The following is a 20980-nucleotide window of genomic DNA, read 5'->3' as shown; positions in this document are numbered from 1 at the left end:
GCCTTGACAAGCACCCCAGCGCCGTGTTTTTGGCTTCGTATCGGGGCGGGGGAGGTGTGGGTGCCCTCGTTTTGGGTGCATCGGCTGCGGGTTGTTTGTCTTAGTTGGCGTTTTCTATTAGTGCTAGGTCTCTTGTGCAGAAGTTGTGGTGTTCGAAGGTTTCGTTGAGGACTGTGCCTAGGCATTGGCGTACTGTGCGGCCTCTCGCGTAGGGGGGCCAGACGTCGTCGTCGGGGACTGGGGCGGGGGCGGCTAGTTGTGCTGGGGTGGCGGTGGCTAGCCAGGCTTCCAGTTCTGCGGTTTGTGCGTTGCGTGCGTGGACGATTTCGTCCAGGGACGGGGATTGCGAGAGGTCGATTCCGTGTGCTTCGCGGTAGGGCTCTGCGTCTGGTCCGATGCCCATGGGCGTGAAGAGGTCCGTCGACCCCAGGCAGCAGCGGCGGAACCAGGAGTCGTGGACGAAGACCAGGTGGCGCAGGGTTTGCGCGGCCGACCATTCGTCGTTCGCGGAGCGGTGTTCGATGCCGGGGGAGCGGCGGATTCGCTCGATGGTCGCGGTCCAGGAGGCGGTGAGCTGGCGGGCGGCCTCTCGGAGGTCGGCCAGGTCGTCGGAGCGGATCAGGGTGCGCACGGGGTGGCGGCGGTCCAGTTCGGCTTCTACGTAGGCGCTGACTTCGACGCCGTTCACCACGAGGTTGGAGACTAGGCCGTCGATCACGGCGTCTTGCATGACCACGCCGATCAGGCGCGCTCCGGTCAGGTCGCACTCGCGGAATTCCGCGTCGTGCAGGTCCTCGTCGACATATCTTTTCATGATCCGCATCGTAGGAGCGACCACCGACAAAACCGGCGGGCTCGAGCTGCGAGGCGGGGGACGTGAGGGGAACCCTGAGGGACTCAGAGTCAATGAGGGTTCCCCTCACGGAAAACGCGGGAGGGTCAGGCCAGTGCGGCGTCCAGGGTGATGGTGGTGCCGGAGAGGGCCTTGGAAACCGGGCAGGTCTTTTCCGCGGTGCTGGCCAGTTCGGCGAACTGCTCGGCGGTGACGCCGTCCAGCTTCGCGCGCAGCGTGACCGCGATGCCGCTGATTTCGAAACCGCCGCCGTCGGCCGGGCCGAGGGTTGCTTCGGCGGAGACGTCGATGTACTCGGCCTCCAGGTTCTGGGATTCCAGCACGCCGGAGAGGTTCATCGCCAAGCAGCTCGAGTGGGCGGCGGCGATGAGTTCCTCGGGGCTGGTCCGGCCGTCCGGATCGCCCGCCCGGGTCGGGAAGGACACCTCGTAGGTGCCCAGGTTCGACGAGTCGAAGGTGACCTCGCCCTTGCCTTTCTGCAGTCCGCCGGTCCAGTGGGTGGTCGGGTCGCGGCTGGGCATCGCTGTCTCCTTGAAGCGGTCGACAATGGGGTACGTCCGCAACGGTAGTGCGCAATTACATTGTGCGCAAGCTAAATCGCGAAAAGAAGTGGCCGGGTGCGGCAGACTGCGAGACGTGACCGATGCTCCCGAACGCCCTGACCCGCCCATGGCGGGGGACGAGCGCACCCAGCTCACCGGCTTCCTCGACTTCCTGCGCGCCAGCGTCGTGTGGAAATGCTCCGGGCTCACCGACGAACAGGCCCGCCGGACGCACGTGCCCAGCGCGCTGACCACGATCGCCGGGCTCCTGTGCCATCTCACCCTGGTGGAGAACTACTGGTTCCGCGTCGTCCTGGACGGGCAGCCGGACGAGTGGGCCGATCGGCTCGAGATCGACCGGGACGCGGAGTTCCGACTCGGCTTGGAGCTGCCGATGACCCAGCTGATCGCCGATTACGAGGCCGAAGCCGAGAAGTGCCGGGAGGTCGTCGCGGCGAGGGGGTTCGACGACACGGTCCTGTTCAAGGGGGACCGGCCGCTCACGGTGCGCTGGGTCGTCGCGCACATGATCGAGGAGACCGCGCGCCATCTCGGGCATCTTGACCTGCTGCGCGAGCTGACCGACGGTCTCACCGGGGAGTGAGCCTCGATCGCGCACAGCTGGTCGACGACCTCGAACTGCTGCGCGCGACCGTGGCGGGGAAGTGCGCCGGGCTCACCGACGAACAGGCCCACTGGCCCGGCGAGCGGATGACCGCCGCCGGGATTCTGTGGCATCTCGCGTTGGTGGAGAACGCCTTGCTCGACGTCGTGGTCACCGGACAGCCGGAGCGCTGGGCGGAGCGGCTGGCGGCGGGGCGGGAAGCTGCTTTCGAGGTAGGCTTCGACCTGCCGATCGACGAGGTGCGCCGCGCTTACCGGGACAGCGTCGAGCTGTGCCGCGAGGCCCTCGCGGAGCGGTCGTTGGCCGATCCGGTGGCGTTCGAGGGCGACCGGCTGCTGACGGTCGAAGCGGTGGTCGAGTACCTGGTGCAGGAGACCTCGCGGCACCTCGAGTTGCTGCGGGGCCTCACCGGGGAGTGAGTTTCTTCGGCGGCAGCGGGAAGAAACCGCTGGTGCGGGCGATGTAGTCGGCGTAGCCGGGGCGAGTCTGCCGCAGGCCTTTCTCCAGCATCGGCTTGCCGGTGCCGCGGGCGAGGGTGAAGGTCATCGCGACCGGGGAGAGGATCGTCGCCGCGCCGGGCCACGTGGAGCACGCCAGCAGGTAGAGGCCCCACCAGACGCACGCGTCGCCGAAGTAGTTCGGGTGGCGGGTGTAGCGCCAGAGGCCGGTGTCGAGGACTTGGCCTCGGTTGGCCGGGTTCGCGCGGAAGCGGCGGAGTTGCTCGTCGCCGACGGTTTCGAAGGCGAAGCCGACCAGCCACCCCAGTACGCCGAGCCAGGCGGTGAGGCCGAAACCCTTGCCGGACATGGCGAACTGCACCGGCAGCGAGACGAACCAGAGGACCGCGGCCTGCATCAGGTACGTCCGCACGAAGATCCGGAATCCGGGATTCGCGCCGGCGCGTTCGACGATCTGCTGGTAGCGCGGGTCTTCCGGCTTGCCGCGGTTGCGCAGGTGCAGGTGGACGGCCAGGCGCACGCCCCAGACGACGGTGAGCGCGGCGGTCGTCAGACGCAGGGCGAGCGGGCCGGTGCCGAAGGGGAACGAGACCACGGCGACGAGGGCGAAACCCAAGCCCCAGAACGTGTCGATGGTGTCGTAGCGGCGGCGCAGGCGGGCGATGCCGAACGTGAGGGTCACCGCGAGCAGGGTGACTCCGGCGGTGAGGCCGAGCAGCGCGATCATGCCCACTCCCTCGTCCACGGCATGCCGGAGCGGCCGTCCGCGTCCGGTCGCACGGCGAGAATCTGGTCGACGCCCATGCGGTTCTCCTCGAAGGCGAGCGCGCCGCCGACCAGGTACAACCGCCAGATCCGGGCTCCTGCCTCGCCGATCAACGCGACGGCCTCGTCCCAGTGTTGTTCCAGGGTGTCGGCCCACGCTCGCACCGTCGGGACGTAGTGCTCGCGCAACGCGTGTACGTCGCGGATCTCGAAGCCTGCGGTTTCGAGGTGGCCGAGGGTGCGGCTGAGCGGGCGCATGGTCATGTCGGGGGCGATGTAGCGCTCGATGAACGCGCCGCCGCCGGGGGCCACCGCGCCGCGGGACATCTGTTGCAGCAGCAGGCGTCCGGTGGGTTTGAGCATCCGGAACAACGTGCTGGCGTAGACCGGGTAGTTGTCCTCGCCGACGTGTTCGCCCATCTCGACGGACGCCACGGCGTCGAAGGACTCTCCGGCGAGTTCCCGGTAGTCCTGCCGCCGGACCTCGACGCGGTCGTCCAGATCGTGCTGCGCCAGCCGGGTTTTGCCGTGCTGCGCCTGCTCGGCGGAGATCGTGACCCCGACGGCCTCGACGCCGTGGTGCTTCGCCGCGTGGACGAGCAGGGAACCCCAGCCGCAGCCGACGTCGAGGAGGCGCATGCCCGGTCGCAGGCCGAGTTTCCGGCAGATCAGCTCGAGTTTGTCGTGCTGGGCGCGGGCGAGGTCGGCGGTTCCGGACCAATAGCCCGACGAGTACGCCATCGAATCGTCCATCAGCAGCTGGTAGAAGGCGTTCGACAGGTCGTAGTGGTGCGAGATCGCCGAGCGGTCCCGGTCGAGGGTGTGCGGCTTCCCGCGCAGCCGGGCCTCTTCGGCGGGCGGTTTCGGCGGCAGGCCGAACACCCCGAGCCGGGCGGCCAGGCGGATGGCTTCGCCGAAGTCCCGTGCGGACAGCTGCGGCCGGTATGCCCAAGCCCGGCGGAAGCCTTCGGTCAGATCGCCCTCGACGTCCAGGTCGCCCGAGACGTAAGCCCGGGCCAGGCCCAGTTCGCCGGGGGAGTAGAGGAGCCAGCGCAGCGCGCGGCGGTTTTTCAGCACGACGGTCGGCCCGGGCGGCCCCGCCCGGCGCCCGTCCCAGGTGCGGACGGCCACCGGGAGCGGGCCGCCGAGGACGCGTTCGGCGAATTCGGCGAGTCGGTGAGCTGCGGATTTCGGCATGCGGGGGATTCGGCGCCGACGGCGGCGCGGATTGGTACCCATCCGTTCCGGCACCGGCTCCGAATCCCCTCCGTGCACCACACCACGGGACAACGCATCGCTGTCATCGGCAGCGGGGTCGCCGGCCTCACCGCCGCGTACCTGCTGCAGCGCCGCTACGAGGTTCTGCTGTTCGAGGCCGACGACCGGCTCGGCGGCCACGCCCACACCCACGACGTGCCGAGCGCGCACGGCGGGACGGTCGCCGTCGATTCCGGGTTTCTCGTCCACAACGAGCGCACCTACCCGACACTGCTGCGGCTGTTCGGCGAACTCGGCGTCCGCACCCGCGAGACCGAGATGTCGATGAGCATCCGCTGCGACGGCTGCGGCCTGCAGTACGCCGGGGCGAAGGGCGCGCGCGGGCTGTTCGCGCAACGGAGCAACGCCGCGTCCGCGCGGTACCTGCTCATGCTGGCCGAGGTGAAGCGGTTCCACCGGCACGCCGGGCGGCTGCTGGCGCGCCCGGAGGCGGGGGACGTCCCGCTCGGCGCGTTCCTGGCGATCGGCGGGTATTCGCGGTATTTCGTCGATCATTTCGTGCTGCCGCTCGTGTCCACGGTGTGGTCCGCCGACCGCGCCGACACCATGCGGTATCCGGCGCGGTATCTGTTCGAATTCCTGCGCAACCACGGGATGCTCACGGTGCGCAATTCGCCGAAGTGGCGAACGGTGGTCGGCGGTTCGCGGGAGTACGTCGAGCGGGCGGCGAAACAGTTGACGGCGGTGCATTTGTCCACTCCGGTTCGCGCGGTGCAGCGGACCGCACGCGGCATCGAGGTGCGCGACGACGCCGACACCGCGCACCGGGTCGACCGGGTGGTGGTCGCGACGCACGCGGATCAGGCGTTGCGGCTGTTGGCGGATCCGACTCCAGCGGAACAGAAACTGCTCGGCGCCTTTCGCTATTCGCGCAACGAAGCTTGGCTGCACACCGATCCGGCGGTGCTGCCGACTGTGTCCGCGGCCCGGTCCTCCTGGAATTACCGGACGCCGGGCTGCGGGGCTGATCTGCGCGCGGTCCAAGTCACTTACGACCTGAATCGCTTGATGGGCCTCGACGAAGCGACGACGTATGCCGTCACGCTCAATCCGAGCGGTGGCCTGGAGCCGGAGGCGGTGCTCGCGAAAATGTCCTACGAGCATCCGGTCTACACGCCGGAATCCGTTGCCGCGCAGAGAAACCTGGCGGAATTGAACGACGGCGTCATCGCGTATGCCGGTGCTTATCAAGGCTGGGGATTCCACGAGGACGGCTGTTCCTCCGGCGTCCGCGCCGCGGCCAGTTTCGGGGTGACCTGGTGACCGCTCTCTACGACGCCACCGTCGCGCACGTCCGCCGCACCGACCCGCCGTACTCCTTCGCGCACCGGATGTACCTGTGGCGGACCGACCTCGACGACCTGCCGCGCCTGCCGTGGTGGCTCCGCCCGTTCGCGCGCTTCGACGGCCGCGACCACTTCGACCGCGACGAACCCGGCGGCATCCGGTCCAAACTGGACGCTTGGCTCGCGCGCCGCGGGGTGGACTTGCGCGGCGGGCCGGTGACGATGCTCGCGTCGGCGCGCGTTCTCGGGTACGTCTTCAACCCGATCACCGTCTACTGGTGCCACACGCCGGACGGCGCGCTCGCCTGCGTGGTCGCCGAGGTGCACAACACCTACGGCGGCCGGCACGCATACCTGCTCCAGCCGGGCGAAGAGGTTCGGGCGGACAAGGAGTTCTACGTGTCGCCGTTCCAGGAGATGGCGGGGGAGTACCGGATGCACCTGCCGCGTCCGGACGCGCTGCTGGCGCTGACCGTCGTCCTGCACCGCGACGGCGATGCCGCGCTGACGGCTACGCTGAGAGGAGTCCGCCGTCCGGTCGGGATCCGCACGCTCGCGCGCTTCCTGCTGGGCAGGCTGCTGCAACCGCAGCGCGTCGCCGCGTTGATCCGCCGCCACGGGCTCGCGCTGTGGCGGCGCAAGGCCCCGCTCGCCGCCCGGACCGGGCAGAACACGGCAGGAGCCCTCCATGGATGAGAGCGCACGCCCGGCCGACCGGCTCTCGGCGGTGCCCTCGACGAGCGCCGAGGACCTGATGGCGCTGGTCGCGAAGGGCGACGAACGCGCCTTCGAACGGCTCTACGATCAGCTCGCCGGTCCCGTCTACGGGCTCGTCCGCCGCATCGTGCGGGACCCCGCGCAGTCCGAGGAGGTCGCGCAGGAGGTGCTCGTGGAGCTGTGGAAGACCGCCACGCGCTACTCGGCGGCGAAGGGCAGCGTCCTGAACTGGGCGATGACGCTGGCGCACCGCCGCGCGGTCGACCGGGTGCGGTCGGCCCGGGCGAGCACCGAACGCGAGCGGAAGGCGACCTTCGAAGCCGCGCGCGGGCGCCCGTTCGACGAGGTCGCGGAATCCGTCGCGACCCGGCTGGAGCGCTCGCAGGTGCGGCGCTGCCTGAAGACGCTGACCGAACTGCAGCGGGAATCCGTCCTCCTGGCCTACTACCAGGGCTACACGTATCGCGAGGTCGCCGACGTGCTGGACACGCCGCAGGGGACGGTCAAGACCAGACTGCGCGACGGGCTGATCCGGTTGCGCGACTGCCTGGGGGTGACGGCGTGAGCAGTCCCGACATGCACACCTTGGCCGGCGCGTACGCGCTCGACGCGCTGTCGGAGGTCGAGCGGGCCCAGTTCCGCCGCCATCTCGACCAGTGCGACTCGTGCGCGCAGGAGGTGCGCGAACTGCGCGAGACCGCGGCCCGGCTCGGCGCGGCGATGGACGAGCAGCCGCCGTCCGGGCTCAAGGACCGCGTGCTGGCGGACATGCGCTCGACCCGCCAGCTCCCGCCGCGCACCGGTTCCGCCGAACCTCGCCCGCGCGGCCCGCGCCGCTGGCCGATGCTCCTCGCCGCCGCGGCCGCCGTGATCGGGCTCGCCCTCGCCGGCGTGTTCGGCGGGATCGCGCTGCACACCAGCGGCCGGCTGAACAGCGCACAGTCCGAATTGGACGCCGCCCGCGACCGCTACCGGCCGGTGGCCGAACTGCTCGCCGCGCCGGACAGCCAGACGTCGCACGTCGCGTCGCCGCGCGGAGGCGGCGGGACGGTGGTCGTGTCGCGGAAGCTGGACCGCGTGATGTTCATGCCGTCCGGGCTGCCGCCGGTCCCGTCCGGGCAGGTGTACGAGGCCTGGCTGATGGGCCCGGACCTCGCGCCGCGACCGGCCGGGCTGCTGCCCGGGGGACCGTCGGGTTCCCTGGTGGTGGCGGACGGATTGGCCGGTGCGCAGCAGTTCGCGATCAGCGTGGAGCAGGCCGGGGGAGCGCCGTCGGGGAAGCCGTCGAAGGACGTCGTGCTGGTCGCTTCGGTGCCCGCATAGCAGACCTCGCGCCGGGTCTCGCGGCGGGTTCCGGCCTTGCGCGCGGGTTCGCGTTGTGGCAAAACACCTTTGCCGCTCACGGCGTGGCTACTGGATTAGAGCTTGCGCGGCGCCTACCGTCCTGCCTTGACGCCGGTGGTTGACATAACTCTCACTCTCGGGTTGAGGTTGAGGGTTTCCGGCCCCGGCGGGCGGCATGTGCACATCACGATCAGGAAGGCGGACCCGATGACGCCCCCGCACAACTACCTTGCGGTGATCAAGGTCGTCGGCATCGGCGGCGGCGGCGTGAACGCCGTGAACCGGATGATCGAGGTCGGCCTCAAGGGTGTCGAGTTCATCGCGGTGAACACCGACGCGCAGGCACTGCTCATGTCCGACGCCGACGTCAAGCTCGACATCGGCCGGGAACTGACCCGCGGACTCGGCGCCGGAGCCGCCCCCGAGGTGGGGCAGAAGGCGGCCGAGGACCACCGCGAGGAGATCGAAGAGGTCATCAAGGGCGCCGACATGGTGTTCGTGACCGCGGGCGAGGGCGGCGGCACCGGCACCGGCGGCGCGCCGGTCGTCGCGCAGATCGCCCGCAAGCTCGGCGCGCTCACGATCGGCGTCGTGACCCGCCCGTTCACCTTCGAGGGCAAACGCCGCGGCAAGCAGGCCGAAGAGGGCATCCAGCAGCTGCGCAACGAATGCGACACGCTGATCGTGATCCCGAACGACCGGCTGCTGCAGCTCGGCGACATCGGCGTGTCCCTGATGGACGCGTTCCGCTCCGCCGACGAGGTGCTGCTCTCCGGTGTCCAGGGCATCACCGACCTGATCACCACGCCCGGCCTGATCAACCTGGACTTCGCCGACGTCAAGAGCGTCATGTCCGGCGCGGGCTCCGCGCTGATGGGCATCGGCTCCGCGCGCGGCGAAGGCCGGGCGATACAAGCCGCGGAGAAGGCGATCAACTCGCCGCTGCTGGAAGCGTCGATGGACGGGGCGCACGGCGCGCTGCTGTCCATCGCGGGCGGCTCGGACCTCGGCCTGTTCGAGATCAACGAGGCCGCGTCGCTCGTGCAGGAATCGGCGCACCCGGACGCGAACATCATCTTCGGGACGATCATCGACGACTCCCTCGGCGACGAGGTCCGCGTCACGGTGATCGCCGCCGGGTTCGACGCCGGCGCGCCCACCCACAAGAAACTCGACCCGCCCGCGTTCGGCGGCAAACAGGGCAACGGCACCGCGTCCGCCTCGGCGGGCCAGGTCGGCGGCGGTTCGGCCGCGCAGGCCCCGCCGCAGTCCGGGGCCACCCCGGTGCCTCCCGCGGGCAGCTCCGGCTACCCGGTCGCCCCGCCGCGCACGCCCGCCTCGGGCCTGCCGCAGCCCGGCACCGGCACCCCGCCCGGCGGCCTGCCCCAGCCGGGCGGCGGCTCGCGGGGGTATTCGCCGATCGGTTCGGGTTCCGCGACGGGCGGCCTGCCGAGCCGTCCGACGACGGTGCACGACGACCCGACCGACGACGACGTGGACGTGCCGCCCTTCATGCGGCGGTAAGCGCGGCGGTAAGCAAGGACTCGCGAGCAACGGCCGCCCCGGCATCGTTCGGGGCGGCCGTTGCCGTGCCGGGGCGGCTCGTGAGTGCGGGCGCCAGTTCTCACCGGCATTGCCGCGCACGAGGGCGGGGCTGCGGTCGCGCTTGCGCGGGGCGAGGGGGCTCGTGGCGGGTGCAAGGCGTGGTGAAGCGGCCGAGGTGTGCGGTCGTAAGTGGGCTCGTGAGTGGTGGTGCCGGTTCTAACCGGCGTTGCCGCGCACGAGGGCGCGTGGGCAACAGCGGCAGAGGCGTGCGGCGGCCGGGCGGTCCTCGTGAGTGCGGGCGCCGGTTCTAACCGGCATTGCCGCGCACGAGGCGCGCCCCGGCGGCCGCCGCGGTTTTGGCAGGATGTCGGGGTGCGAGTACGACGAGTGGTCACGACCAGGGCGGGCGGGGCTTCCCGGCCGCCGTACGAGAGTTTCAACCTCGGCGACCACGTCGGCGACGACGCGGGCGACGTCTACGCCAACCGCAAGCGGCTGGCGTCCGAACTCGGCCTCGCCGAGGACAAGCTGGCCTGGATGGAGCAGGTGCACGGCCGCACCGCGACCGTCGTGGACGGCACCGAGACCTCCGCCGCCGAAGCCACCGACGCGCTGGTGACCGACCGTCCGGGCGTCGCGCTCGTGGTGCTGGTCGCGGACTGCGTCCCGGTGCTCATGGCGGATCCCGAAGCGGGCGTCGTCGCCGCGGTGCACGCGGGCCGGGTCGGTGCGCGGGTCGGCGTCGTGCCCGCCGCGCTGGAGGCGATGCGCGGGCTCGGCGCCGAACCGAGCCGCGTCGAGGCGTTGCTGGGCCCGGCGATCTGCGGCGACTGCTACGAGGTCCCGGCCGCGATGGCCGCGGACGTCGAGAAGCATCTGCCCGGCAGCGCCTGCAAAACCCGCAAGGGCACCAGCGGTCTGGACCTTCGCGCCGGGCTCTGGCAGCAGCTGGCCGATCTGGGAGTCGGACGCGTCGGCGCGGACCCGCGGTGCACCGCCGAGGACAAGACGTTGTTCAGCTTCCGCCGCGACGGCACCACCGGCCGGATCGCCGGCATCACCTGGCTGGAAGAGGAGAAGGCGTGAGCGAGGATCCGGCAGAGCAGCGGCGGGCGGAGCTGGCGGCGTCGCTGGCCGCGGTCGAGGAGCGCATCGCGCGGGCCTGCGCGGAAGCCGGGCGCTCCCGCGACGAGGTGCGGCTGCTGGGCGTCACCAAGACCTTCCCGGCGGCCGACGCCGCCCTGCTGACCGACCTCGGGCTGCTCGACCTCGCCGAGAACCGCGACCAGGAAGCCGGTCCGAAGGCGGCCGAGGTCGCGGAACTGCGCCCGGACGTCGCGCCGCGCTGGCACATGGTCGGGCGGCTGCAGCGGAACAAGGCGCGTTCGGTCGTGCGCTGGGCGGCCGAGGTCCAGTCGGTCGACTCGGCGCGGCTCGCCGACGCCCTCGCCCGCGCGGTCGCCGCCGCGCGGGAAGCCGGGGAGCGGACCGGACCGCTCGACGTCCTGGTCCAGGTGAGCCTCGACGGCGACGTCGCGCGCGGCGGGACCCCTCTCGACGAGGTCGGCGCGCTCGCCGACCGCATCGCCCACACGGGGGAGCTGCGACTGCGCGGCGTGATGGCCGTGGCCCCGTTGGGGGAGGACCCGGCCGCCGCTTTCGCCCGGCTGTCCCACGCAGCGGAAAGGGTCCGGGACCGGCATCCGGAAGCGGCCGACGTGTCCGCCGGAATGAGCCATGATCTGGACCAGGCGATCCGGCACGGCTCGACGTGTGTGCGTGTCGGAACCGCGTTGCTCGGCGGGCGCGGTTTAGCCTCGCCGTAGGGAGTCCGCCCGGTGGTGACGTTTCGTGTCCGGCCGGGCGGGGCACAAGGGTGCGGGAGCGGCAAGGGCTAGGGAGAGGCATGAGCGCGCTGCAGAAGCTGAAGGCCTACTTCGGGATGGTGCCCGCGGACGAAGACGGCTACGACGACGGGTACGACGAGTACGACGACGGCTACGACCAGCCGCCGGCGCGGTCCCGGGCCCGCTACCGCGACGTCGAGGACAGCTACGACGAACCCGCCGCGCGCGTGCGGTCGCGGTCGATGGCGGCCGAGCCGGCGACGCACGGCGCGCTCGCCGTGGACCGCCAGCCGGAGCCGGTGGCCCGCCTGCGCCCGGTCGCCGAACCGGTCGCCGCGCCGGCGCGGGACCCGCTCAGCCGGATCACGACGCTGCACCCGACGAGCTACATCGAGGCGCGGGCGATCGGCGAGCACTACCGCGAGGGCATCCCGGTGATCATCAACCTCACCGAGATGGACAACGCGGACGCCAAGCGGATCGTGGACTTCGCGGCGGGACTGGCGTTCGCCGTGCGGGGCTCGATGGACAAGGTCACCAACAAGGTGTTCCTTCTCTCACCGCCCGACGTGGACGTGACCGCCGAGGACCGCCGGCGGATCGCCGAGGGCGGATTGTTCCTGCGCGGGTGAACCCGGGAGAACCGCTGGGCGCAGCCAGACGTGATTTTGTCGACTATGTCGCCCTGGGAGCGGCTGGTCGCGCCCAATCCGGCCGTCCCCCGCTAGAGTGGTCGCCGTGAATGCTGTGTGGCTCGCGATCTGGTACGTGCTGTTTGCCTTCTGGCTGCTGCTCACGGCCCGGATCGTGGTCGAGCTCGTGCGTACTTTCGCACGGGAATGGCGTCCCGCCGGAGGGGTTGCGGTGACGCTCGAGACCATCTACACAGTGACCGACCCGCCGGTGCGGTTGTTCCGCAGGATCATTCCGATGGTCCGGATCGGCGGCGTAGGACTGGACTTGTCGATTATGGTGCTGCTGTTGGTTGTGTTTTTCGCGATGCAACTGACACCCAGGTGATCGGGGAAAACCCGGGTGTGTCCTGCAGGCCATGGAGTGCGTGAGGTGATCTGATGTCGTTGACCCCCGCTGACGTGCATAACGTCGCGTTCAGCAAGCCGCCCATCGGCAAGAGGGGCTACAACGAGGACGAGGTGGACGCGTTCCTCGACCTGGTGGAGACCGAGCTTGCCCGGTTGATCGAGGACAACAACGAGCTGCGGCAGCAGGTGGAGCAGCTCGACGCCGAGCTCGAGTCGACCCGCTCGGAGCTCGAGAACGCGAAGGTCGCCGGCCCGCCGCCGGGCCGCGACCCCGAGCCGTCGCGGCGGCTCGCCCCGGTCCCGCCGCCCGCGTCGGCGATGGAGCAGACCCAGGCGCACTCGATGGTCCCCGACAGCGGCGAGCCGAACGTCCAGGCCGCCAAGGTCCTCGGCCTGGCGCAGGAGATGGCCGACCGGCTCACCGCCGAGGCGAAGACCGAGTCCGACGGGATGCTGGCGGAGGCGCGGACCAAGTCCGAGCAGCTGCTGTCCGACGCCCGGGCGAAGTCCGACTCGATGGTGAACGAGGCGCGCACCCGCGCCGAGACGATGCTGAACGACGCGCGCACGCGCGCCGAGACGCTGGAGCGCCAGGCGCGCGACAAGGCGACCACCATGGAACGCGAGTCGCAGCGCAAGTACACCGAGACGATGAACAACCTGAACGCCGAGAAGGGCGCTCTGGGCAAGAAAATCGAGGAACTCCGCACGATCGAGCGCGAATACCGCACCCGGCTGCGCGGCTTCCTCGAGTCCCAGCTGCGCGAGCTCGACGACCGCGGCTCCGCGGCCCCGGCGTCGGCGTCCTCCGGGTCGAGCCAGTCCTCGACCGGGAGCAGCGGTCAGGGCTACTCGTTCGGCCCGCGCGCCGAGGCCGGCTGACCCACCGCCGTACCGCACCCCGCCGGATGACCTTCCGACCCGGCGGGGTTTCGGCGTGCCCGGGTCCGGCACCGCCGCGGCGGGGTGCGCCGCGTGGGCGGGTCGGCTCCGGAAACCGGGCGGCGCGTGTTGTAATTCAGCGTGCTCTACATCGTCCTCCTTCTGGTGCTGGCGGCTCTCGGGCTGCTCGTCACGGCGCTCGTCACGGGCACCTCGCTGTGGGCCTGGGTTTCCATCGGGCTCTCCGTGCTCGCCGGGCTCCTGCTGCTTGTCGACTGGCTGCGGCGGCGCAAGAGCGCGGACGCCGCGGAGTCTGCGGACGAGGATGCTGAGGGCGCGTCGGACGCTGAGGGCTCCGAGGACTCCGCGGACTCCGAAGAGGAGAAGGACGAGGCGGCCCCGGCCGAGAAGGACGTCGAGCAGACCACGCTCATCCCGGCCATGGGCGAACTGGGCGACCCGGCGGACGTGCCGGAGCCGGAGATCGAGAAGCCCGCCGCGGAAGCCGAGCCCAAAACCGAGGCGAAAGCGGTGCGCGACACGCCGCCCGGGGTGGAGGAGACCGCGCCGGAAGACCTCGAGGTGGTCAAGGACCTCGAGGACGAGGTCGTGGTCGTCGACGAGTACCCGCGCTACCACCTGGTGGACTGCGGCTGGCTGTCCGGCCGCGACACCATCCCGATCGGCGTCGGCGAGGCACGGCAACTGGGCTTCACGCCGTGCGCGCGCTGTGGTCCCGATGCGGTGCTGGCCGCGGCACATCGCTGACGCCCAGGACTTCTTCGAGCACCTTCGCGCCAGTCTCGGTGAGCTGCACCGCTCGGTGTGCCTTCGCCCGTGAACGCAGCCATCCCGCGTCCATGAACCGTCGCGTGACCGCCGCGCCGAGGGCTCCGGCGAGGTGATGGCGCTGCTCTGTCCAATCCAGACAGAACCGCAGCAGCGGACGACGGCTCTTCGCCACCGCCTCGACGTCCACGCCTAGCTCGGCGAACACGTCGTCCGCGGCGGGCCCCAGCACGTACGGATGTTCTTGCAGCTGCGAGGAAATCCGGTCCCCGGGCCGTCGCTGGGTGGTCGGGTCACCGTCCACAGTGGCCAGTGCGCCGCGGTCGAGCAAGGCCGCCGTGACGGTCACGCCGAGGCGTCCGGCGACGTGGTCGTAGCACAGTCTCGCGGTCCGCAGGGCTTCCGCGCGCGTGCCTTCCCGCAGCGACCGGACAGGACGCGCGGGGGAGTGCCGCGCGAGGGCTTCCAGCAGCTCCGGGGCCGCGCCGGCGATGCGGTAGAACCGGTGCCGGCCGGACTTTTCCGCGGTCACCAAGCCGGCGGCCAGCAGTTTCGACAGGTGCGCGCTCACGCCCTGTGCGGTCAGGCCCGCTTCGCCGGCCAGCACGGACGCGGCCAGCGACCGGCCGTCCGCGAGGGCCATCAGCACCCGGACCCGAGCCGGATCGGCGAACAGGGCGGCGGTGCGCGCGATGTCGGCGTCTCCTTCCATGCCCCCAGCATGCCCCCGGCACACTTCCACCGCGACGGAAGCGTTCCCGGTGTCTCCTGGACCCATGCGTTCCGCGATCTTGTTCACCATGTGCGCCGGGATGTTCCTGGTGCAGCTCGACGTCACCGTCGTCAACGTCGCCCTTCCGACCCTCGGCAGCGAACTGCACGCGGACGTGCCGCAGCTGCAGTGGACGGTGGTCGGGTATTCGGTCGTGCTCGCCGCCTTGCTGCTGACCGGGGGAGCGCTCGGCGACGTCCTCGGGCACCGCGGCGTGGTGCTGACCGGGCTGGCCGTCTTCGGGGCCGCGTCGGCGGCGTGCGGGCTGGCGCAGTCGGCGGGCTGGCTGGTCGCGGCGCGGGCGGTGCAAGGCGTCGGCGCGGCGTTGCTGCTGCCGGGCACGATGGCGGTCATCACCGGGACGTTCCCCGGCCGCACGGAACGCGCCCGGGCACTGGGGATCTGGGCGGGGTTTTCGGCGCTCGCCCTGCCCGCCGGACCGCTGCTGGGCGGGATTCTCGTGCAGACGGCCGGATGGCGGCCGGTGTTCTGGCTGAACGTCCCGATCGTCGCCGCGGCGGCCGTCGCGACTCGGCGGATGGTGCCGCCGGACGTCCGGAAACCGGGTCGCGTCGACGTTCCCGGCGCGGCGACCGCGGCGCTGGCGCTCGGCTGCGGCGTGTACGCGGTGATCGCGAAGACGCCGTGGGCCGGGTTGCTCGCGGTGGCCTTCGCAGTGGCCTTTGTAGTGGTGGAGCAGCGCTCCTCGGCACCTATGCTGCCGCTGTCGCTCCTGCGGTCCCGGCAGACGGCGGGCGCGAACCTGGTGTCGGCGGCGATGAACTTCGTCGGCCTCGGTTCGGTGCTGGTGTTCACGCTCTACCTGCAGGACGTGCTCCACGCGGACCCGATCGCCGCCGCGGTCGCGCTGCTGCCGATGTTCGTCCCGCTGGTCCTCGTCGGCCCGGTCTCCGGACGGCTCACCGCGAAGTTCGGCCCGCGCCCGCAGATCGTCACCGGACTCCTGCTCGGCGTGGCGGCGATGCTGAACCTGCTCCGGATCGGCACTGGCACCGGGTACTGGACGCTGCTGCCGACGCTGTTCGTGCTCAGCGTCGGCATGGGGCTGCTGACCGCCGCCGTGGTGACCGCCTCGGTCGCCGAAGCGCCAGGCGAGCGCGCGGGCATCGCGGGCGGGATCAACAACGCGGCGCGGCAGGCAGGGGGAGCACTCGGAGTGGCGGTTTTCGGTGCGGTGGCGGGAGAACCGGCGGCACGAGTGTCGTTTGTGGACGGGTTGCACGTGCTGGGGCTGGTTTCGGCGGGGTTGTGGTTCGCGGCGGCGGTGCTTGCCGTGGTGACGGTGCGCGGTCGGGTGCGGGGTGAGCGGGTCGATCCGCCGAGCCCGGGGAGAAAACCCCGCGGGCTCGGCGGATCAGCGCCTACGAAACGTCGAGACTCGCCAGAAACGCCCGGAGTCCCTCGATCTGCTCCGTAGCCTCCGGCGGCAGCCCCTGGATCGCAGCCTCCGCCGCGGCTCGGGCTTCGGCGGGGCGGTTCAGATCGGCCAGGAGGCGGGCTTGCAGGGACGCGGCGATCGCCGCTTCGGTCGTCGCGCCGACGGACTGGAGCAGTTCAGCGGCCGCGGCCGCCCGCGTCAGGGCTTCCTCCGGTTGCCCGGCGGCACCCAGGATCCGGCCGCCGTTCATGGCGACCATGGCTCGTTCCCAGCCGACCGGCGGCTCGTCGCCGTCGAGGTCCGCGGCGCTCTTCTCCGCTTCGGCCAGCGTGGCGAGTGCTCGCTCGGGATTCGCCGTCCACTGCCACGACACCGCTGCCTGCCGCAGGTTGCGCACGGCGTCGACCGGGAGTTCTCCCGCCCTGAAGTACTCCGCGGCGCGCAGGTAGGACTCGGCGGCCTCGCCGTCGCGGTCGAGTTCGTCGAGGACGTCGCCGATGGTCTCGGCTGCGTGCCCGGCCGCGGGCTGGTTCCCGGCCGCGGCGAAATGCTCGCGCACCTGGTCCAGCAGAACCAGCGCGGGGTCTCGCTGGTCGAGCGCGCGGTGCGCTCCGGCGAGCAGGTAGCGCGCCCTCGCCAGTTCGTCCTGGTCGCCGTCTCGTTCCAGGACCTCGATCGCCGCCTCGGCCGCGTCGGCGGCGGTCAGCGCGTCCCCGGCGCGTTCGGCCGCGGAGGCCAGTCCGAGCTGGGCGAGCGCGGCTCCGGCGAGGTCCCCGGCCTCGGCCAGGTCAGCGGCTTCCCCGCGGTAGTGGCCGACCGCGTCCTCCAGCAGGCCGAGGTCCGACGCGAGCATGCCGAGGGTGTGCCGCACCTGGGCGCGCAGGCCCGCCGCGGAGGCGGACTCGGCGGGCCGCAGCATGGCATAAGCCGCCTCGAGGTCGCCGGTCGAGGCGGCCATCCGGGCGGCCATGAGCCGGGCCCACGACTCGTGACCGGCCAACCCGGCCTCGGCGTACAGCTCCGTCGCGCGTTCCGCCAGCTCTCGGGCTTCCGGCAGCCGGCCGCTGCGCGCGGTGAGTTCGGCGCGCAACAACGAGAGTCGCGCGGTGAGATCCGCGGGCACCGCTGTGGCGGCCGCTTCGGCGCGGCCGAGAAGGTCGAACGCGCCGTCGAGGTCGTCCGTCTCGGAAAGCGCCACGGCCCATCGCATCAGGGCGCGGACGTAATGGTCCTGGTCGTCGAGCCCGGCGAGTGCCTCGGCTGCGTCCGAGAGTTCGGCGAGGCCGGGCTCGCCCAGTTGGCCGCGGGCGAGCCCGGCTTTGCTCGCCGCGGTGTGCCGGGCGACCTCGTCGCCTTCGGCGGCGAACAGTTCGGCCGCGCGCAGCCAATCGCGCACGGCGGCTTCGGGGTCGGCGGCCGCGTCGGCGGACCCGGACAGCCGCCGTGCGAGCAGCGATCCGGCCGGATCCGGGCACAGTTCGTCGAACTTCGCCCACGCGGCTTCGGCGGCCGCCTCTTCGCCTCGCCGGGAGTGCTTCTCGGCGAGGTCGGCCAGCTCTTCCGGAGTGTCCGGAAAGGACGGTGCGGCCGGCGTCCGCGCCGGGGCCGGGCGCGGGCTGGTCCAGGACAGCGGGAGGTGGTCCACGATGGGGTCGGCGGACAGGACGGCGCGGACCAGGTCGCTCTGCTCGCTGGTGCCGTTCCGGGCGTCGAAGCGGGCGGCGATGCCCAGTGCCCGTTCGGAAAACTCGTCGTGCAGGGCCTGGACGGAACTCTCGCCGCCGGGCCGCCGCACGGTCGTGCTCCCGTGCCCGGACTCGGCGACCAGGCGCAGGTTCAGCGCCGCGGCCGCGCAGAACTCCATCTCGACGTACGGGGACGGCGCGTCGTCCAGCCAGCCGAGATGCCGCTCGAGGATTTCCAGCCCGCGCACGTGGTTGCCGGTGCGCGCGCAGAACCGGAGGTGGCGGGGGAGGAGGTTCAGCTCCAGCCGGTTGTGCCGGATCGCGCGGTACACCTGCCGGTGCGCCCGCGCCGCCTCCTCGAGCCGTCCAGTGTGGACAAACGGAAGCAGCAGCGCGGAGAGGATCCCTTCCGGCTGCTCGGTGCAGGTGAACGTGCCGCTGAGCACCGGTTCGGCGATCGCGACGGCTTCCTCGAACCGGCCGTAGCGGCTCAGGTGGGCGACCTTGCTGGACGGTTCGCAGCCGGCGCAGTCCGACATCTCGCCGCGTGGCGCCGCGTTCCAGAGCCGGTACTGTTCGACGGCCGTTTCGTGGTCGCCGACGTGCCGAGCCACGATCTGCCGGTGCTGGTGCACGGGGTTCATCGTGTGCCCGGCCGCCCGGTACCGGCGCTCCATGTCGTCGAGCACGGCGTAGGTGCGGTCCAGCGGCACCTCGGGGAAATCGGTCAGCGACGTGACGATGGACTTGAACGACCAGAAGAGGATGTAGTCCCAGTTCTCGGCGGCCTCGCCCTGGTCGTGCTTGGCCAGGCACCAAGCGAACGGCACGAACGCCTTCGCCGGCTCGCCGCCGTGCGCGTACGCGCGCACGAGCGAGAGCCGGGCGGCGTACTGCAGGTCCCCCGCGCCCTCGGCGTCGGCGGCCCGGACCAGGCTCTCCAGCGCGGCGCTCTGGCCCCTGCCGAAGGGGAGGGCACGGGCCGCTCCCAGCCGGTTCCACAGGTCCTGGCCGGTCGGTGCGGTCATCAGTTCTCCTGGTTCGGGACGGCGTGGTCGAGGAGGCCGAGGAAGGCGCGGTTGAGCAGCGCGGAGTCGGCGGGCCGGAGCGGGTGCTTGCCGAGCAGCAGCGCCTGGCCGTAGAGGGATTCGACGGCCAGCGCGGTCAGCTCCGCGTTGTCGAGCCGGGAACGCGCCGCACCAACGGGTTGCGGTAGTTGAGCACGAGCTGCGGGCGGTCCCGTTCCGGCTTTTCGAAGGCCGACAGCACCCCGGCCCACAGCTCGTCGACGGCCTCCTTGGTCGCCCGCAGCTCGCCCGCGAACGCGGCGGCGCGGTCGACGAGATACAGCACCGGCAGCGACGCGGGCTCGAACTCGCGCAGCACGACCTCGCAGCCGAGCCGGTCGACGCAGCGTTGCGCGGCCGCGGCGAACGGCCGGAGCGCCAGCGCCGTTTCCGGGTCGAGGTCGGCGAAGGCGGTGGTGAGGTCGCTCGGGTCGAGCCGCTCGACGCGCACGTCCGGGTCGAGCGCGCGGACGCGTTCGACCAGTTCGCTGTCGTAGGTGTAGCCGCCGTTGATCACCGGCAGGTTCTGCGCGGCCGCGACTCCGGCCAGCTGGTCGAATTCGTCGGCGGTCGCGCAGTAGCGGAGCACGCCGTAGCGCGCGCGGAAGTCGGCCAGCGTCATCCGGCCGACGTTGGTCTCCAGCGGCCACCACTCGTCGACCAGCCGCAGCATGTCGTCGTCGTGCAGCGCGAGCGCTTTGACGCCGAGGTGGTGGATCTTGAGGAATTGGCTCAGCCGCTGCGGATCGGCGGCCGAAAGCCCGACGAGCCAGCCGCGCAGCTGCTCGCCGAGCGCTTCGCGGGTCGCGGCGAGCTGATCGTCGTCGTAGAGCGCCTCGCGGCTCGCGGTGGGGCGCAACTCGCCGGTGTCCACGACGCAGCGGGCGAAGAACGCCCAGTCCGGCAGCAGCCCGGGCGTGTTCTCCGCGAGCAGCATCCGCTTGAGGTATACGCGATGCCCGCCTTGCTCGGCCGGGTTCGCCGGGAACGGCAGCACGTAGGCGACGCCGGTCAGACCGGCCTCGGGCACGTCGAGGTCGACGACGTCGAACGGGGTGAAGCCCAGCACCTCCTGCGCGTAGCCGACGAGGTCCGCCGAACGGTGCCCGGGCGAGCGCCGGCCGGTCTGCCACGGGACGCCGGCGCCGCTGATCGCCTTGCCGTTCACGGTGATTTCGAACGGCAGCATCGAGCCGTAGAGCGTCGCGAGCTCGGCGACCGTCTCCGGCACGAACCATTGCTCGGCGCCGCGACGGGCGGTGAGGGTGACCGTGGTGCCGATCGCGTCCCGCTCGCCGGGCCCGACGGCGTAGGTGCCGTCCGCGCGGCCGGTCCACGAGACCGCGGGAGCGCCGCTCGCGGAGCGGGTGACGACCCGGGTCTCGTCGGCGACGAGGAACGCGGACAGCAGCCCGATCCCGAACTGGCCGAGGAAATCCCGGCGGCCGTACCCGAGTTCGTCCCGTTTGGAGCTGCGGCCGATCGTCGCGAGCAGCTCGTGCACCTGCGCCTCGGACAGGCCGATCCCGGTGTCGGTGATCCGCAGGGTCCCTTCGCGGACGTCGATCGCGATCCCGGCGGGCGCGGTGGCGTCGGCCGCCTGCCGCGCGGTCACCGCGTCCACCGCGTTCTGGAGCAGTTCCCGCACGTACACGCGCGGACTGGAATAGAGGTGCTGGCTCAGCAGGTCGACGACCCCGCGAAGATCCACCTGGAAACTACGGTTCACCCGTGCTCGACTCCTGTGCTGTGGCGCGGGCGGGATCTCCGCCCGGCGAGTGCGCCCCCGCGCGGCCCGGCGGTCACCGTATCGGCGCGGCCTGGCGCCGGACACAAGGTTTTTCCGCACGGCGCCCGCAATCGTTACGCGGTTTCCCCGGCGTCCGCGCCGCGGCGGGCGGGTCCGGCCGGGGCAGGGCGAAAGCGGGTTGCGGGGAGGAGTTAATCTGGAGTCAGCAAGGCGTCGATCCGGCCATCACCGGGGAGCCTCCGGAAGAACCGGGCGCGAGCCCGCAGTAGAACCGGACGGGTGCGGCCCGTGACAGCCGTGCAACGAGTGGCCCGGGAGCAGTGCGCCGGGCAA

The 20980-nt window shown here is 71.5% G+C and carries 21 protein-coding genes; 14 read left to right on the top strand and 7 right to left on the bottom strand.

Going from position 1 to position 20980, the window contains the following annotated elements:
• Positions 1 to 100: 100 nt before the first annotated feature.
• Both SSMG_RS24315 and SSMG_RS24310 read right to left on the bottom strand, forming a co-directional pair.
• On the bottom strand, positions 101 to 814 hold the full coding sequence (locus SSMG_RS24315) for a DinB family protein (RefSeq protein ID WP_037717873.1): 714 nt from the start codon (positions 812 to 814) through the stop codon (positions 101 to 103).
• A gap of 125 nt (positions 815 to 939) precedes the next feature.
• The gene (locus SSMG_RS24310) at positions 940 to 1374 is read right to left on the bottom strand and encodes an OsmC family peroxiredoxin (protein ID WP_009080374.1); all 435 of its coding nucleotides are present in this window, start codon (positions 1372 to 1374) and stop codon (positions 940 to 942) included.
• 115 nt (positions 1375 to 1489) lie between these two features.
• Between SSMG_RS24310 and SSMG_RS24305 the strand changes: the two genes are divergently transcribed.
• Positions 1490 to 1999: a DinB family protein gene (locus SSMG_RS24305; RefSeq protein ID WP_009080373.1), complete on the top strand. Its 510-nt coding sequence runs from the start codon at positions 1490 to 1492 to the stop codon at positions 1997 to 1999.
• Positions 1996 to 2439 carry a DUF664 domain-containing protein gene (locus SSMG_RS24300; RefSeq protein ID WP_009080372.1) on the top strand — a complete coding sequence of 148 codons (444 nt, stop codon included), beginning with the start codon at positions 1996 to 1998 and terminating at the stop codon, positions 2437 to 2439. Before SSMG_RS24305 ends, SSMG_RS24300 begins: the two co-directional genes overlap by 4 nt.
• Here SSMG_RS24300 and SSMG_RS24295 read toward each other — a convergent pair.
• Both SSMG_RS24295 and SSMG_RS24290 read right to left on the bottom strand, forming a co-directional pair.
• Complete coding sequence (locus tag SSMG_RS24295; protein ID WP_199785970.1) at positions 2426 to 3205, bottom strand: DUF1295 domain-containing protein; 780 nt, start codon at positions 3203 to 3205, stop codon at positions 2426 to 2428. The genes SSMG_RS24300 and SSMG_RS24295 overlap by 14 nt on opposite strands.
• On the bottom strand, positions 3202 to 4440 hold the full coding sequence (locus SSMG_RS24290) for a cyclopropane-fatty-acyl-phospholipid synthase family protein (RefSeq protein ID WP_037714681.1): 1239 nt from the start codon (positions 4438 to 4440) through the stop codon (positions 3202 to 3204). The genes SSMG_RS24295 and SSMG_RS24290 overlap by 4 nt, the downstream gene beginning before the upstream one ends.
• Positions 4441 to 4512: 72 nt before the next feature.
• Here SSMG_RS24290 and SSMG_RS24285 point away from each other — a divergent pair, with 72 nt between their 5' ends.
• The 11 genes from SSMG_RS24285 to SSMG_RS24235 all read left to right on the top strand — a co-directional run bounded on the left by SSMG_RS24285 (position 4513) and on the right by SSMG_RS24235 (position 13953).
• Positions 4513 to 5784, top strand: a complete 1272-nt coding sequence (locus SSMG_RS24285) for an NAD(P)/FAD-dependent oxidoreductase (protein WP_009080368.1) — start codon at positions 4513 to 4515, stop codon at positions 5782 to 5784.
• On the top strand, positions 5781 to 6503 hold the full coding sequence (locus tag SSMG_RS24280) for a DUF1365 domain-containing protein (protein ID WP_009080366.1): 723 nt from the start codon (positions 5781 to 5783) through the stop codon (positions 6501 to 6503). The genes SSMG_RS24285 and SSMG_RS24280 overlap by 4 nt, the downstream gene beginning before the upstream one ends.
• The gene (sigK, locus tag SSMG_RS24275) at positions 6496 to 7089 is read left to right on the top strand and encodes an ECF RNA polymerase sigma factor SigK (RefSeq protein WP_037714679.1); all 594 of its coding nucleotides are present in this window, start codon (positions 6496 to 6498) and stop codon (positions 7087 to 7089) included. Before SSMG_RS24280 ends, sigK begins: the two co-directional genes overlap by 8 nt.
• A complete protein-coding gene (locus tag SSMG_RS24270; protein ID WP_009080363.1) occupies positions 7086 to 7847 on the top strand; it encodes an anti-sigma factor in 762 nt (253 codons plus the stop codon). The genes sigK and SSMG_RS24270 overlap by 4 nt, the downstream gene beginning before the upstream one ends.
• Positions 7848 to 8075: 228 nt before the next feature.
• Positions 8076 to 9392, top strand: a complete 1317-nt coding sequence (gene ftsZ, locus SSMG_RS24265) for a cell division protein FtsZ (protein ID WP_009080361.1) — start codon at positions 8076 to 8078, stop codon at positions 9390 to 9392.
• A 393-nt stretch (positions 9393 to 9785) separates the two neighbouring features.
• The gene (gene pgeF / locus SSMG_RS24260) at positions 9786 to 10499 is read left to right on the top strand and encodes a peptidoglycan editing factor PgeF (RefSeq protein ID WP_009080360.1); all 714 of its coding nucleotides are present in this window, start codon (positions 9786 to 9788) and stop codon (positions 10497 to 10499) included.
• Positions 10496 to 11239, top strand: a complete 744-nt coding sequence (locus tag SSMG_RS24255) for a YggS family pyridoxal phosphate-dependent enzyme (RefSeq protein WP_037714678.1) — start codon at positions 10496 to 10498, stop codon at positions 11237 to 11239. Before pgeF ends, SSMG_RS24255 begins: the two co-directional genes overlap by 4 nt.
• A gap of 80 nt (positions 11240 to 11319) precedes the next feature.
• Positions 11320 to 11892, top strand: a complete 573-nt coding sequence (locus SSMG_RS24250; RefSeq protein WP_037714677.1) for a cell division protein SepF — start codon at positions 11320 to 11322, stop codon at positions 11890 to 11892.
• Between the two features lie 106 nt (positions 11893 to 11998).
• Positions 11999 to 12280 (top strand): YggT family protein, encoded by a 282-nt coding sequence (locus tag SSMG_RS24245; protein WP_286156973.1) that lies wholly within the window; start codon positions 11999 to 12001, stop codon positions 12278 to 12280.
• A 53-nt stretch (positions 12281 to 12333) separates the two neighbouring features.
• The gene (locus tag SSMG_RS24240) at positions 12334 to 13185 is read left to right on the top strand and encodes a DivIVA domain-containing protein (protein WP_009080356.1); all 852 of its coding nucleotides are present in this window, start codon (positions 12334 to 12336) and stop codon (positions 13183 to 13185) included.
• A 141-nt stretch (positions 13186 to 13326) separates the two neighbouring features.
• Positions 13327 to 13953 carry a hypothetical protein gene (locus SSMG_RS24235; RefSeq protein WP_009080355.1) on the top strand — a complete coding sequence of 209 codons (627 nt, stop codon included), beginning with the start codon at positions 13327 to 13329 and terminating at the stop codon, positions 13951 to 13953.
• Here the strand turns inward: SSMG_RS24235 and SSMG_RS24230 are convergent.
• The gene (locus tag SSMG_RS24230; protein ID WP_009080353.1) at positions 13898 to 14686 is read right to left on the bottom strand and encodes a helix-turn-helix transcriptional regulator; all 789 of its coding nucleotides are present in this window, start codon (positions 14684 to 14686) and stop codon (positions 13898 to 13900) included. The genes SSMG_RS24235 and SSMG_RS24230 overlap by 56 nt on opposite strands.
• 64 nt (positions 14687 to 14750) lie before the next feature.
• Here SSMG_RS24230 and SSMG_RS24225 point away from each other — a divergent pair, with 64 nt between their 5' ends.
• Entirely contained in the window at positions 14751 to 16184 is a 1434-nt protein-coding gene (locus SSMG_RS24225) for an MFS transporter (protein WP_100266861.1), read from the top strand.
• Here SSMG_RS24225 and SSMG_RS42565 read toward each other — a convergent pair.
• The gene (locus tag SSMG_RS42565; RefSeq protein WP_009080352.1) at positions 16129 to 18858 is read right to left on the bottom strand and encodes a hypothetical protein; all 2730 of its coding nucleotides are present in this window, start codon (positions 18856 to 18858) and stop codon (positions 16129 to 16131) included. The genes SSMG_RS24225 and SSMG_RS42565 overlap by 56 nt on opposite strands.
• A gap of 136 nt (positions 18859 to 18994) precedes the next feature.
• On the bottom strand, positions 18995 to 20626 hold the full coding sequence (locus SSMG_RS24215) for an HSP90 family protein (protein ID WP_234392740.1): 1632 nt from the start codon (positions 20624 to 20626) through the stop codon (positions 18995 to 18997).
• Positions 20627 to 20980 lie beyond the last annotated feature (354 nt).

This window comes from Streptomyces sp. AA4, assembly GCF_000158875.1.
Classification (GTDB): Bacteria; Actinomycetota; Actinomycetes; order Mycobacteriales; family Pseudonocardiaceae; genus Amycolatopsis.
Note: the sequence above shows the minus strand (reverse complement) of the source record. Positions and strands in the feature narration are given on the sequence as shown.